Annotated in this window: 1 protein-coding gene; it reads left to right on the top strand. The window is 65.1% G+C overall.

Features of this window, described 5'->3' with window-relative positions:
• Positions 1 to 106 precede the first annotated feature (106 nt).
• Positions 107 to 901 carry an IS5 family transposase gene (locus BU204_RS37815; protein WP_083661997.1) on the top strand — a complete coding sequence of 265 codons (795 nt, stop codon included), beginning with the start codon at positions 107 to 109 and terminating at the stop codon, positions 899 to 901.
• The last annotated feature ends 17 nt before the right edge of the window (positions 902 to 918 follow it).

The raw sequence follows: 918 nt of genomic DNA, 5'->3' as shown, positions 1-918 counted from the left end.
ACCAGGAGTTCCGTTGTCATCGTGCCGTATCACGGCTGCTGGCGTGGTTGCGGGGTCGGGGTGTTGCCGCCTGGGTCCGCTGCACGCCTCGTCGGGGAGGTCCCGGATCCGTCGGTATCCGTCGGATACCACCGATGAGCAGTGGAGGTTGATCGATCCTCTGTTACCGGATCCAGCGTGGCTGACCGGGCAGGGCGGGCGACGAGAAGCACACTGCCGGCGAGCGATCGTCGACGCGATCTTCTATCTGGTGGACAACGGCATCAAGTGGCGTGCACTGCCCGCGGACTTCCCGCCGTGGTCCACCGTCTACAACTACTTCGCCGCCTGGGAGAAAGCTGGGATCACCCAGGCCCTGCTCGACAGTCTGCGCGATCGAGTACGGCTGCGGGAAGGCCGCGCCGCCGAACCCACAGCGGCGATCGCCGACTCCCAGTCGGTCAAAGCCGCGGAAACCGTGGGAGAAACCAGTCGAGGTTTCGACGCGGGCAAGAAGATCAACGGCCGCAAACGCCACATCGTCGTCGACACCCTCGGCCTGCTGCTCTGCGTCCTGATCACCCCAGCGTCCGTGCAGGACCGCGACGGTGCCCGCCCACTGCTCAACCAGCTGGCCACCGCCTGCCGACGTGTCCGCCTGGTCTGGGCCGACGGCGGCTACGCCGGCACACTCCTCGACTGGGCCAAGACCAACCACAAGATCCTGGTGCAGATCGTCAAACGCACCGACAACGTCGCTGGCTTCCAGGTACTACCCCGACGCTGGGTCGTCGAACGAACACTTGCCTGGATCACCCGACACCGCCGCTGCGTCCGCGACTACGAACGACTACCCGAACACCACGCCGCCATGGTCCGCTGGACCATGATCCGCATCACCAGCCAACGCCTCACCAAATAAGTTCAGGAACAGGCTCT

Source organism: Actinophytocola xanthii (assembly GCF_001921205.1).
GTDB lineage: Bacteria > Actinomycetota > Actinomycetes > Mycobacteriales > Pseudonocardiaceae > Actinophytocola > Actinophytocola xanthii.
The sequence above is the reverse complement of the archived record's forward strand: the minus strand, read 5'-3'. Positions and strand labels throughout refer to the sequence as shown.